The following is a 12670-nucleotide window of genomic DNA, read 5'->3' as shown; positions in this document are numbered from 1 at the left end:
GAGGTGTTACCATGAAACATAACGTGGATGTCCATGTCGGAAAGCGGATCCGCCATCGTCGATGGATGATCGGCATGACCCAGCAGCAGCTGGCCGAAAAGGTCGGGATCAAGTTCCAGCAGATCCAGAAATACGAAACCGGGATGAACCGCGTCTCGGCTTCGCGGCTTTGGGACATCGCGCGGGCGGTGGATGTCCCGATCAGCTTCTTCTTCGAGGGGCTCGAGGATGGCCAGGTCCAGAATTCGGTCGAGGGCGACATCCTGGCCGACAAGGAGGCGCTGCAACTGGTGCGGGCCTATTACGCCATGCCCGAGGCGCAGCGGCGCCAGATCTTCGAACTCGCCCGCGTGCTGTCGGACGCGGCCTGATCCAGACCTGCCGCGTTCCGGGGCTTTCGCTTGCGGGATACTGCGGCTAAACCTGCGCCCGAAGCAGTCCGCGGGGGCAGGTCATGACAAGCGCGAACAAGACCAATCCTGTCGAAGAAGCCGAGCGGATCGTGGCCGTGGCGCATCGTCTGGCCGATGCGGCGCGGGCCGAGACGATGAGCCTGTTCCGCAGCCCGGCCCTGCGGCCCGACAACAAATCCGCGACCGGGTTCGATCCGGTGACGGAAGCCGACCGGGCCAGCGAGCGCGCGATGCGCGCCATCCTGGCCGCCGAGCGGCCCGAGGACGCGATCCTGGGCGAGGAATACGGTGCCCAGGCAGGGCGAAGCGGCCTGACCTGGGTGCTGGACCCGATCGACGGCACCCGCGCCTTCATGGCCGGGGCGCCGAGCTGGGGCGTGCTGATCGGGCTCAGCGATGCGCGGGGGCCGATCTACGGCATCGTGGACCAGCCGCATCTGGACGAGCGGTTCGAGGGCGGGCTGGGCCATGCCCGGCTGATCTCGGGCCGCGGCACCGTGCCCTTGCGGGCGCGCCGCGGCGTCGCGCTGGCACAGGCCACGCTGATGACCACCTATCCCGAGGTCGGCAGCCCCGCCGAACATGCCGCCTTTTCCCGCGTCGCGGCACGGGCGCGGCTGGTGCGCTATGGGCTCGACTGCTATGCCTATGCGCTGCTGGCGGCCGGCCATGTCGACCTGGTGATCGAGGCCGGGCTGCAACCCTATGACGTGGCCGCGCCCATCGCCGTGGTGCAGGCCGCGGGCGGGGTGGTGACCGACTGGCGGGGCGGGCCGGCGCATGGCGGCGGCACCATCCTGGCCGCGGGTTCACAAGAATTACATGCCGAGGCGCTAGCCCTGCTCAAGGACGATTGAGACCCCGGCGCGGGCCCCCTATGGTGCGCCCCTATCGAACTGCCCCGACCGCCATCCTCGTCGCAAGACCCGAACCCCGAGGAGCCAGCCGATGACCGAGCCGCGCGAAACCGACACGGATGCCCCCGAAGCCGATTTCCAGCTGAGCCGGCAGGACATCGACGCGATCAACAAGGCCGTGGACGACGGCGACGGCCCGGCGCTGGATGCCGCGCTGGAGCCGATGCACGCCGCCGACATCGCCGACCTGATCGAGCAGTTGACGCCGGCGCGCCGGCGCGAGTTCCTGCATCTCTATTCCGGCGAGATCGACGGCGAGATCCTGTCCGAGATCGACGAATCCATCCGCGACGAAGTGATCGAGCAGCTGCCCCGCGAGGTGGTGGCCGAGGCGGTGCGCGAGATGGACAGCGACGATGTCGTCGACCTGATCGAGGACATGGAGGAGCCCGAGCAGCAGGCCATTCTGGCGGCGCTGGACGAATCCGACCGCGCCGCCGTCGAACGCTCGCTGACCTGGCCGGAATATTCGGCCGGCCGCCTGATGCAATCCGAGGTGGTGACCGCGCCCGAACATTGGAGCGTGGGCGAGGCCATCGACTTCCTGCGCGCCGAGGAATGGCTGCCCGACCAGTTCTATCACGTGGTGCTGGTCGATCCGCGCCGCCATCCGACCGGCTATGTCACGCTGGGCAAGCTTCTGGCCTCGCGCCGCGAGGTGCTGTTGCGCGACATCACCGAGGACAGCTTCCGCACCATCTCGGCCCGGCAGGACGAGGGCGACGTGGCCTATGCCTTCAACAAGTATCACCTGATCTCGGCCCCGGTGGTCGATGACGACGACCGGCTGGTCGGCGTCATCACCATCGACGACGCCATGTCGGTGCTGGACGAGGAGCACGAAGAGGACTTCCTGCGCATGGCCCGCGTCTCGGATGACAGCCACGTCTCGGACGGGCCGTTCCAGACCGCGCGCCAGCGCCTGCCCTGGCTGGTGATCAACCTCTGCACCGCCTCGCTTTCGGCGCTGGTGATCTCGCGCTTCGAATCGACGCTGGCGCAGTTGGTGATCCTGGCGGCGCTGATGCCCATCGTCGCCTCGACCGGCGGCATCGCCGGCACGCAGTCGCTGGCCGTGGCGGTGCGCGCGCTGGCCACGCGCGAGCTGACCAGCGCCAATGCGCGCCGCGTGATCCTGCGCGAACTGATGGCGGGGATGCTCAACGGCCTCGGCCTGGCGGTGATCCTGACCCTGGCCGGCGCCATCATCCTGGGCAGCTTGCAGATCGGCCTGGTGCTGGGCATGGCGATGATCGCCAACCAGGTGGTCGCGGCGATGGGCGGCGTGCTGGTGCCGCTGAGCCTGAGCAGGCTGGGGCTGGATCCGGCGCTGGCCTCGGGCACCTTCGTCACCACCATGACCGACATGATGGGGTTCTTTGCATTCCTTGGGCTGGCTTCATGGATACTGGTCTGAAGGCCGCTTTGCGCCAGGCGGCTCTGGCGGCGCGCGCGGCGGGCGGCGACGATGCCGCGCTGACGTGCCATCTGATCGCGGCGCTGGCGCCCCATCGCGGCAGGGTGCTGGCCGGCTACTGGCCGATGCGGGGCGAGGCCGATCCGCGCCCGGCCATGGCCGCGCATCAGGGGCCGGTCTGCCTGCCGGTGGTGATCGGCCCGGCCCAGCCGCTGGCGTTCCGCGCCCATGGCGACCGGCTGGAGCCGGGCCGCTTCGGCACCCTTCATCCCCCAGCCGATTCGCCGCTGCTGCGCCCCGAGGTGCTGATCGTGCCGCTGGCCGGCTTTGACCGGTCCGGGCATCGGCTGGGCTATGGCGGCGGATTCTATGACCGCACGCTGGCCCGGCTGCGTGCTGAGGGGGCGGTGGTCGCCATCGGGCTGGCCTACGCGGCGCAAGAGATTCGCGCCATCCCCGCCGAGGCGACCGACCAGCCCCTGGACCTGATCGTGACCGACCGGGGCGTCATCCTGCCGCAGCCGGAAAAATCGCGAGGCGCGAGTGCGGGAACGAAATTGCAACCTTGATGCCTTGCGACTGGGGATAAGCCTGTGGAAACCGGGTGAGCGGCCGCAAGGAACCCCGCCAGATCGCTTGGCTTTTCGCCGCCGGCCGCCAAGGGGCAGTTGTTAACAGTGCATTTGCAGCGAATCTCGCGGCGCCGCGAGGGTCGGAATCGGTGGCGAAGTCCAGCGAAAATTTTGATTGAAATGCGTCCTGTCTCGGGTCAATTTGTGGCCCAGGCCCTCGGTGCCACCAGATCTTGTGTCTTTTTCGACAGGTGATCCGGTCCGGCGCCGGGGCGAAGATCAGGAAAAATGCTTCGGGGTGCCGTGCGATCCGGCCGCCTGGGCCCGTGCTTGGCGCGGGCGGCGGCGGGCGGCATGCGGTCCTGTTGCGGATGACGGGGGACAGTCAGGATGCGGATCGAACGGCGCTTCACCACGGTCGAGAGCGGGGCTTACGGCGCGCTTTCCTTTACCACCACCAGCAGCGAGATCCGCAACCCGGACGGCACCGTCGTCTTTCGCAACGATTCGGTCGAGGTGCCCCAGGGCTGGAGCCAGGTCGCCTCGGACGTGATCGCCCAGAAATACTTCCGCAAGGCCGGGGTGCCGGCGCGGCTGAAACGCGTCAAGGAAAAGGGCGTGCCCGAGTTCCTGTGGCGTTCCGTCCCCGACGAGGCGGCGCTGGCGGCGTTGCCCCAGGAGGCGCGCTTTGGCGGCGAGTCCAGCGCGCGGCAGGTCTTCGACCGCATGGCCGGCGCCTGGACCTATTGGGGCTGGAAGGGCGGGTATTTTTCGAACGAAGAAGACGCCCGCGCCTATTACGACGAGATGCGCTTCATGCTGGCCAGCCAGATGGGGGCGCCGAACAGCCCGCAATGGTTCAACACCGGCTTGCATTGGGCCTATGGCATCGACGGCCCCGGCCAGGGCCATTTCTATGTCGATTACAAGACCGGCAAGCTGGTCCGGTCGGACAGCGCCTATGAACATCCCCAGCCGCATGCCTGCTTCATCCAGTCCGTCGCCGACGACCTGGTGAACGAGGGTGGCATCATGGACCTGTGGGTCCGCGAGGCGCGGCTTTTCAAATACGGCTCGGGCACGGGCACCAATTTTTCGTCCCTTCGAGGGGAGGGCGAGAAACTGTCGGGCGGCGGGAAATCTTCGGGGCTCATGGGCTTCCTGAAGATCGGAGACCGCGCAGCCGGCGCGATCAAATCGGGCGGAACGACCCGGCGCGCGGCAAAGATGGTGATCTGCGACATGGATCACCCCGACATCGAGCAGTTCATCAACTGGAAGGTCATCGAAGAACAGAAGGTCGCCTCGCTGGTGGCGGGTTCGAAGATGCATGAGCGCGAGCTGAATGCCATCTTCGCCGCCATCCGCGGATGGGACGGCAGCGTCGAGGATGCCACCGATCCCGCCCGGAACGCCGCGCTGAAGGCGGCGATCCGCGGGGCAAAACGCGTGATGATCCCGGAAACCTATATCAACCGGGTTCTTCAATATGCCCGCCAGGGCTTTGATTCGATTGAGTTCCCGACCTATGATACGGATTGGGACTCGGAAGCCTATGTCTCGGTCTCGGGGCAGAACTCGAACAACTCGGTCCGGGTGACGGATGCCTTCCTGCGCGCCGTGCGCGACGACCTGCCCTGGGAGCTGGTGCGCCGCACCGACGGCAAGGTGGCCAAGACCGTCTCGGCGCGCGAACTCTGGAGCCAGATCGGCCATGCCGCCTGGGCCTGCGCCGATCCGGGTATCCAGTTCCACGACACCATCAATGCCTGGCACACCTGCCCCGAGGACGGGCCGATCCGCGCCTCGAACCCGTGCAGCGAGTACATGTTCCTGGACGACACCGCCTGCAACCTGGCCTCGATGAACCTGCTGAGCTTCTGGCAGGGCGGCGAGTTCGACGCCGACGGCTATGTCCATGCCTGCCGGCTGTGGACGGTGACGCTGGAAATCTCGGTGATGATGGCGCAGTTCCCCAGCAAGGAGATCGCGCAGCGCAGCTATGACTTCCGCACGCTGGGCCTGGGCTATGCCAATATCGGCGGGCTCCTGATGAACATGGGCCTTGGCTATGACAGCGACGAGGGCAGGGCGCTGTGCGGCGCGCTGACCGCGGTGATGACCGGGGTGAGCTATGCCACCTCGGCCGAGATGGCAGCGGAACTGGGGCCGTTCCCCGGCTATGCCAAGAACGCCCAGCACATGCTGCGGGTGATCCGCAACCATCGCGCGGCGGCTTATGGCACCGGCGCCTACCAGGGCGTGAACGTGGCCCCGGTGGAACTGGATGCCGCGAACTGCCCCGACCCGCGGCTGGTGGCGCTGGCGCAGGGCGCCTGGGACGAGGCGCTGACCCTGGGCGAGGCGCATGGCTATCGCAACGCGCAGGCGACGGTGATCGCGCCCACCGGCACCATCGGGCTGGTGATGGATTGCGACACCACCGGAATCGAGCCCGATTTCGCGCTGGTGAAGTTCAAGAAGCTGGCCGGCGGCGGCTATTTCAAGATCATCAACCGCTCGGTTCCGGCGGCGCTGGAGGCGCTGGGTTACGGCTCGGCCCAGATCGAGGAGATCATCGCCTATGCCGTGGGCCATGCCAGCCTGGGCAATTGCCCCGGCATCAACCATGCCAGCCTGGTAGGCCACGGCTTCGGACCGCGCGAGCTGGAAAAGATCGACGCGGCCCTGGCCTCGGCCTTCGACATCCGCTTCGTCTTCAACCAGTGGACGCTGGGCGAAGCCTTCTGCCGCGAGACCCTGGGCATCCCGGCAGAGAAGCTGAACGACCCCGGCTTCGACCTGCTGCGGCACCTGGGCTTTACCCGGGCGCAGATCGACGCCGCCAACGACCATGTCTGCGGCACCATGACGCTGGAGGGCGCGCCGCATCTGGACCCTGCGCATTACCCGGTCTTCGACTGCGCCAATGCCTGCGGCAAGAAGGGCACCCGCTACCTGTCGGTGGACAGCCATATCCGCATGATGGCGGCGGCGCAGAGCTTCATCTCGGGCGCGATCTCCAAGACCATCAACATGCCGAACAGCGCCTCCATCGCCGATGCGCTGGCCGCCTATGAGCTGAGCTGGTCGCTGGGCATTAAGGCCAATGCGCTTTACCGCGACGGCTCCAAGCTGTCGCAGCCGCTGGCCTCGGCGCTGGTCGAGGACGACGAGGAGGCCGAGGAGATCCTGGCCAGCGGCAGCGCGCAGGAAAAGGCCGTGGTCATCGCCGAGAAAGTGGTCGAGAAGATCATCGTCAAGGAGGCGGTGCGCAGCCATCGCGAAAAGCTGCCGCAGCGTCGCAAGGGCTATACCCAGAAGGCGATCATCGGCGGGCACAAGGTCTATCTGCGCACCGGCGAATATGACGACGGCAAGCTGGGCGAGATCTTCATCGACATGCACAAGGAAGGCGCGGGCTTCCGGGCGATGATGAACAATTTCGCCATCGCCGTGTCGGTGGGCCTGCAATACGGCGTGCCGCTGGAGGAGTTCGTCGACGCCTTCACCTTCACCCGCTTCGAGCCGGCGGGCATGGTCCAGGGCAATGACAGCATCAAGAACGCGACCTCGATCCTCGACTATGTGTTCCGCGAGCTGGCCGTGTCCTATCTGGACCGCACCGACCTGGCGCATGTGAAGCCGCAGGGCGCGCGCTTCGACGACCTGGGCGGCGGCGAGGCCGAGAGCCAGCCCAATCTCGCCCCGGTCAGCGAGGGCGCCTCGCGTTCGCTCGAGATGCTCAAGCAGATCAGCTCGACCGGCTATCTGCGCAAGCGCCTGCCGCAGGATCTGGTGGCGCTGCAATCCGGGGTCTCGGTCGCGGCGGTTTCGACGGTCGAGGCGGCGACGGCGGTCGGCGTCGTGGCCATGGATGCGCGCGCCAAGGCGCGGATGCAGGGCTACGAGGGCGATCCCTGCGGCGAATGCGGCAATTACACGCTGGTCAGGAACGGCACCTGCATGAAGTGCAACACCTGCGGCGCGACCAGCGGTTGCAGCTGAGGCGATCCGGGTCCGGGCGCAGCGCGCGGCCGGGCCCCGACCAGGACGAAAGGCAGGACATGGAACTGATCGTCGGCGCCAGGCGCATCACCCCCGCCGCCATCCACCCGATCCCCGGCGGGGTCGAGGCCGAGCTGCGGGGCGACGCGGTGCTGCCCTTGCTGGATGCGGCCTTTTACGGCGCGGGCCGGGTCGAGATCCTGGGCGGCGACATGGATCGCCGGCCGATGGACGTGGCCGGCATCGAGATGCGCGGCGCCTCGACCCTGGTCACGCTGATTTGCGCGGGAAAGGCGGCGGCGCTGCACTGAAGATCATCGCTGCGATGAAACCTGTTCCGCGTCCCCTGGGGTGCGGAACTTTTTTATGGCCCGAGGCCTGCGCCCGGCATTGCCTGCAAGTCACGATCAGTTCATCCTTTGCGAGCGTGGTTCATTTGCAACGGGCTCGAAAATCCCCTTGAACATGAGCATATTGCCAGGAGACCGGGTAGCGCCGCCCGGGCATGGAAGGAGACAATCCAGATGAACAGACCCTCTTCCCGCCATTTCCTGACCGCCTCGGGGCTTGCGCTGCTGATGGCGCTGACGCCGGCCATCGCGCAAGAACCGGCGGCCCCCGGCGCCGATGCAGCGCAGGAGGCCGCGAACAACAACCAGCCGCTGACCGCGCCCGACAGCCAGGCCCGCCAGCAGCAGGTCATGCCCGAAAGCTTTGCCGACCTGGTCGAAAAGGTCAGCCCCGCCGTGGTCAACATCACCACCACCTCGACCGTCTCGACGCCCTTGGTGCGCGGGCCGCAACTGCCCGAGGGCAGCCCGTTCAGCGACCTGTTTCGCGAATTCGGCTTTCCCGGCTTCCCTCCGGGCGAGGGCAATCCCTTCCAGCGCGGGCCGCAGCGCGAGCAGCGCTCGAACGCGCTGGGATCGGGCTTCGTCATCTCTCCCGACGGGCTGATCGTGACCAACAACCATGTCATCGACGGCGCCGATGCGATCGAGATTGAGTTCTTTTCCGGCAAGCGGCTGCCGGCCAAGGTGATCGGCAAGGATGACAAGACCGATATCGCCGTGCTGAAGGTGGAAAGCAGCGATGCCTTGCCCTTCGTCAAGTTCGGCGACAGCGACCGGGCGCGGGTGGGCGACTGGGTTCTGGCGCTCGGCAACCCGCTGGGGCAGGGCTTCTCGGCCTCGACCGGGATCGTCTCGGCCCGCAACCGCGCGCTTTCGGGCACCTATGACGATTTCATCCAGACCGATGCGGCGATCAACCGCGGCAACTCGGGCGGGCCGCTGTTCAACATGGACGGCGAGGTGATCGGGGTGAACACCGCGATCCTGTCGCCCAACGGCGGCTCGATCGGCATCGGCTTCTCGATGGCCTCGAACGTGGTCAGCAAGGTGGTCGAGCAACTCGAGGAATATGGCGAAACCCGGCGCGGCTGGCTGGGCGTCAAGATCCAGCCGGTGACCGAAGACATCGCCGAATCGCTGGGCCTGGCCGAGGCCAAGGGCGCCATGGTCACGGATGTTCCCGCCGGCCCCGCCGCCGATGCCGGCATGAAGGCGGGCGACGTCATCACCCGCTTTGCCGGCGGCGCGGTCGAGGATCCGCGCGACCTGGTGCGCCGGGTGGCCGATGCGCCGGTGGGCGAGGCGGTCGAGGTCGTGGTGCAGCGCGACGGCAAGCCCGTTGAGCTGAAGGTGACGCTGGGCCGGCGCGAACTGGCCGAGGGCACCGGCGGCGGCAGGGTGGACAGCGCCGAGGCATCGGCCAGCGACCTGATGGGCATGACGCTGGCGCCGCTGACGCCGGAGATCGCCGCCGAACTGGGGGTGTCGCGCGACATGCAGGGGCTGGTGGTGCAATCGGTCGAGCCGACCGGGGCCGCCGCCGACAAGGGGCTGGCCGCGGGCGACGTCATCACCGAGGCCGGCCAGCATCCGGTCGCCACGCTGGCCGATCTGGAGGCGCGCATCAAGGAGGCGCGCGATGCCGGGCGCAAGTCCATCCTGGTCATGGTGCGCCGTGCCGGCGAGCCGCGCTTCGTCGCCCTTCCGGTCGGGTGACACGCAGCATGAAGATGGGCCGGGAGTGACCCGGCCCGCTTGCTCGGGGCGCCCTGCGGCGCCCCTTTTCGCTGCGGCTTACTGCTGCTTGGGCGCCTCGGCAGGGGCGGGGGCGGGGGCGGCAGCAAGGCCCTTGCTGGCCTCGGTCAGCGCGTTCATGCCGGCGGTGAAGCCGGTCAGCGACAGCGGCAGCTTGACCATCTGGTCTTCCGGCGCGCCGAAGGGCAGAAGCGACAGGCTGGCGGCCTTGCCGCGCTTGAGCGGGGCCAGGTCGGCCTCGGCCAGGCCGACGCGCGAGACGCAGCCGACCTGCGCGCAAAGCAGGAAGGGATAGCGCGATTCCTTGCCCGCATCGACCTGCAGGCCCACGCCGGCCTGAAGATCGGTTTCCAGGGGCGCGATGAAGGTGATCACGGCCTGGACGTTGCCGGTCATCGGGATGACCGAAGCCTCGGCCACCGGCGAATCCTTGTCATCCCTGAGCAGCTGGTAAAGCTCGCAGGGATCCTTGCCGTCCTCCGTCTTCATGCAGCGCAGCGTCCAGTCGCCATGGGTGGACCTGGCATAGGGCTGGCCGACCTGGGGCTCGCCGTTGCCGGCGGTCTCGGCAGCGGGGGCGTCGGCGGTCTGCGCCTCTGCTGCAGGAGCCTCGGCCGCGGGGGGCTCGGTGGCAGGCGCTTCGGCAGCGGGGGCTTCGGCCGCGGGGGCTTCGGCGGTCGGCTGGGCCGGGGGCTGGGTGCTGGCGTCCTGTGCCATCACGCCGGCGGTGCTGCCCGCCAGTGCAACAAGGGCGGCAACCAGTGCCGCGGATGTCCTGTTGACCATGTTCTCTTCCTTTGGTCCATGCATCGGCCCCGGTCCTAACATGGGCATCGCGCCTTGTCAGGGCGGATCGCATCGCGCTGCGTCACCTTTGCGTTGGCGTGAAGGCGCGGGTCCATCCCGAGGCCGCAACACACGAGGATCCGGGGCGCAAGATCGCTGCCCCGGATCCCCATGGCTTTCCTTCCCTGCCGGACTGGCCGGTCATCATTGCGCGGAAGGCTAGATGCAGCAAGACAAGCCGTCAACTGTCCTAAAGGTCAAATATGACATCGGCGCGATCGCGTCGCGATCTGACCGGATTGCAGGCAGCCCGGGCGAAAAAATGCCGCGCCCGAAGGCGCGGCAGTCCAACAGGGAGGAAGCCGGCCATCCGCCGATGCGGGGTCCGGCAAGGAACAGACTGGCACAAAATCCTTACGATTGTATTGTCCTTTCGTCCGAGCCTTGCGCTTTTTTGCCGATCCGTGGAGGAAACATGACAGGCATCGTCGATCTGGACACCGGGACGGTCTTCGTGGGGGGCGGCGGGGCTGGCCATGCCGAGCCGCAAAAGCTGCTGCTGAAATATGCCAACCGCCACGGGCTGATCGCCGGCGCCACCGGAACCGGTAAGACCGTGACGCTGCAAACCCTGGCCGAATCGTTTTCGCGTGCTGGCGTGCCGGTCTTCATGGCGGATGTCAAAGGAGACCTCGCCGGCATCGCCAGGCCCGGCGATCCCGGTGGCAAGCTGCACGAGGCTTTTCAGGCCCGCAGCGAAACCATCGGGATGGCGCTGGACTACCAGGATTTTCCCGTCACCTTCTGGGACATCTGGGGCGAGCGCGGCCACCCGGTCCGCACCACCCCGGCCGAGATGGGGCCCTTGCTGCTGTCGCGGCTCATGGGGCTGACCGATGCGCAGGAAGGGGTGATGAACATCGCCTTCCGCGTCGCCGACGAGCAGGGGCTGGCGCTGCTGGACATGAAGGACTTGCAGGCCATGCTGGTCTGGGTCGGCCAGAACGCCAAGGAACTGGCGCTGAAATACGGCAATGTCTCGACCGCCTCGGTCGGCGCGATCCAGCGCGCGCTGATGGTGCTGGAGAACGAGGGCGGCGACCGGCTGTTCGGCGAGCCGGCGCTGGAACTGGCCGACATGATGCGGCTTGATGCCTCGGGCAAGGGCATGGTCAACATCCTGTCGGCCGAGCGGCTGATGAACGCGCCGCGGCTCTATGCCACCTTCCTGCTGTGGCTGATGTCCGAGCTTTTCGAGCAATTGCCCGAGGTGGGCGACCCGGACAAGCCCCGCATCGCTTTCTTCTTCGACGAGGCGCATCTCTTGTTCGACGGCGCCCCCCCGGCGCTGGTGGACAAGATCGAACAGGTGGCGCGGCTGATCCGCTCCAAGGGGGTCAGCCTGTGGTTCATCAGCCAGAACCCGGCCGACCTGCCGGATTCGGTGCTGGGACAATTGGGCAACCGGGTCCAGCATGCGCTGCGCGCATTCACCGCCAAGGACCAGAAGGCGCTGCGGCTGGCGGCGCAGAACTATCGCCCCAATCCCGATTTCGACACCGCCGAGGCGATCCAGGCCGTCGGCACCGGCGAGGCGGTTACCTCGCTTCTGGAGGCCAAGGGCGTGCCGGGCATCGTGCAGCGCACCTTGATTCGCCCGCCGCTGTCGCAGCTTGGTCCGATTTCGGATGCCGAGCGCGCGGCGATCAATGCGGCCTCGCCCATGGCGCTGAAATACGGCCGGGCGTTGGATCGCGAATCGGCGGCCGAGATCCTGGCGAAACGCGCCGAGGCGGTGGCCGCGGACAGCGCCGGGGCCGGGGCCAAGGGGGCGGATGACGATCTGTGGCAGATGGACCGCGAATATACCCGCGCGCGCCGCTATGACCCCGGCCTGCGGATTCCGGCCGAGCCCAAGCCCCGTGCCCGCCGTTCGAACAGCGATTCGATCGCCGTGACCTTCGGCAAGAGCCTGGCCCGGCAACTGGGCACCAGGACCGGGCAGGCGCTGGTGCGCGGGGTGCTGGGGTCTCTGTTCAGGGGCAAGTGACCGGGTTCGGCACCGGGCGGGGCGCGGCCTCGGCCGTCTCGGCCAGGATGGCGATCAGCAGCAGGATGTGACGGTGCATGTCGTAGCCGGCCTGGCCGCTGCGGCGAAGCAGGTCCAGCCGCTCCTCTTCGGCCAGAAGCCGCGACAGCGCCTTGCCGGCGGGCGGCGGCGTCTCGCATTTCAGCACCCGGTGCAGGTCGCGGCTGCGGCGCCAGCCGACCTGGCCAGCCCTGGCGGCCCGCACCAGCAGTCGGGGGCGGCGCAGATGCGGCTGTCCGGGACGCGGCTGAAAGGCGATCACATTGCTCATCATCGTCATGGCGGTTTCCCTTTCCGGTCGAGGCCGGGGGAATTATTTGCAACCATGGCGTGTGTTGCGCCACCCGCCCGTGCTGCGCG

The 12670-nt window shown here is 67.6% G+C and carries 10 protein-coding genes; 8 read left to right on the top strand and 2 right to left on the bottom strand.

Annotation, left to right across the window (positions count from 1 at the left end; all coding sequences use genetic code 11):
- The first annotated feature begins 11 nt into the window (after positions 1-11).
- From ESD82_RS16565 to ESD82_RS16535, 7 genes are all read left to right on the top strand, one after another.
- Positions 12-371 (top strand): helix-turn-helix domain-containing protein, encoded by a 360-nt coding sequence (locus ESD82_RS16565; RefSeq protein WP_024844684.1) that lies wholly within the window; start codon positions 12-14, stop codon positions 369-371.
- Positions 372-454: 83 nt separating this feature from the next.
- Entirely contained in the window at positions 455-1270 is an 816-nt protein-coding gene (gene hisN / locus ESD82_RS16560; protein WP_024844683.1) for a histidinol-phosphatase, read from the top strand.
- A gap of 91 nt (positions 1271-1361) precedes the next feature.
- Entirely contained in the window at positions 1362-2747 is a 1386-nt protein-coding gene (gene mgtE / locus ESD82_RS16555; protein WP_024844682.1) for a magnesium transporter, read from the top strand.
- The gene (locus tag ESD82_RS16550) at positions 2732-3316 is read left to right on the top strand and encodes a 5-formyltetrahydrofolate cyclo-ligase (RefSeq protein WP_147427803.1); all 585 of its coding nucleotides are present in this window, start codon (positions 2732-2734) and stop codon (positions 3314-3316) included. The genes mgtE and ESD82_RS16550 overlap by 16 nt, the downstream gene beginning before the upstream one ends.
- A 393-nt stretch (positions 3317-3709) precedes the next feature.
- Positions 3710-7327, top strand: coding sequence for a vitamin B12-dependent ribonucleotide reductase (locus ESD82_RS16545; protein WP_147427805.1), 3618 nt, complete (start codon positions 3710-3712; stop codon positions 7325-7327).
- A gap of 59 nt (positions 7328-7386) precedes the next feature.
- Positions 7387-7638, top strand: a complete 252-nt coding sequence (locus ESD82_RS16540; RefSeq protein ID WP_028710835.1) for a hypothetical protein — start codon at positions 7387-7389, stop codon at positions 7636-7638.
- Positions 7639-7851: 213 nt separating this feature from the next.
- A complete protein-coding gene (locus ESD82_RS16535; RefSeq protein ID WP_147427807.1) occupies positions 7852-9396 on the top strand; it encodes a DegQ family serine endoprotease in 1545 nt (514 codons plus the stop codon).
- A gap of 78 nt (positions 9397-9474) precedes the next feature.
- On the opposite strand, the gene ESD82_RS16530 is transcribed toward ESD82_RS16535, so the two are convergent.
- Positions 9475-10221, bottom strand: a complete 747-nt coding sequence (locus ESD82_RS16530; protein WP_244314534.1) for an invasion associated locus B family protein — start codon at positions 10219-10221, stop codon at positions 9475-9477.
- A gap of 475 nt (positions 10222-10696) precedes the next feature.
- Here ESD82_RS16530 and ESD82_RS16525 point away from each other — a divergent pair, with 475 nt between their 5' ends.
- Positions 10697-12271 carry a helicase HerA-like domain-containing protein gene (locus tag ESD82_RS16525; RefSeq protein WP_024844676.1) on the top strand — a complete coding sequence of 525 codons (1575 nt, stop codon included), beginning with the start codon at positions 10697-10699 and terminating at the stop codon, positions 12269-12271.
- On the opposite strand, the gene ESD82_RS16520 is transcribed toward ESD82_RS16525, so the two are convergent.
- A complete protein-coding gene (locus ESD82_RS16520; RefSeq protein ID WP_147427811.1) occupies positions 12258-12590 on the bottom strand; it encodes a DUF6477 family protein in 333 nt (110 codons plus the stop codon). The genes ESD82_RS16525 and ESD82_RS16520 overlap by 14 nt on opposite strands.
- Between the last annotated feature and the right edge of the window lie 80 nt (positions 12591-12670).

This window comes from Paracoccus pantotrophus, from assembly GCF_008824185.1.
GTDB classification, from domain to species: Bacteria; Pseudomonadota; Alphaproteobacteria; order Rhodobacterales; family Rhodobacteraceae; genus Paracoccus; species Paracoccus pantotrophus.
This window is presented reverse-complemented; position numbering and strand designations above follow the sequence as displayed.